This is a genomic window from Paraburkholderia sp. SIMBA_027 (genome assembly GCF_046535315.1).
Lineage (GTDB): Bacteria > Pseudomonadota > Gammaproteobacteria > Burkholderiales > Burkholderiaceae > Paraburkholderia > Paraburkholderia tropica.
On record NZ_JAWRWY010000538.1, the window covers coordinates 1 to 273 of the forward strand.

The following is a 273-nucleotide window of genomic DNA, read 5'->3' on the forward strand; positions in this document are numbered from 1 at the left end:
CTGGACGAAGCCCTGCTCGGCGAGGACGCGGTCGTGCTCTATCGCTAGGCGCGCGTGCGTGACCAGGTTGGAGTCGATGCTCTTGCCAGTCTCCGCATGGACTGCTCCGACGATGATGTGGTTGTGCACGCAACCAGAGCGGCCATTGATCTCGGTGGCGACGAGCACGGGGCGGCCGGGGAAGCGGTCCTCGGCGATCGCTCGGCCGAGTTCATTCGCTCGCGTCCACGACTCGGGATCGTCGGGGTCCAGCTCGTCGTGACCGAAGCTCTG

At 66.3% G+C, this 273-nt stretch carries 1 protein-coding gene; it reads right to left on the reverse strand.

Annotated elements, in window-relative coordinates:
• The coding region (locus SB764_RS40150) for a relaxase/mobilization nuclease domain-containing protein (protein WP_410866774.1) at positions 1-273 on the reverse strand (273 nt) is incomplete at both ends.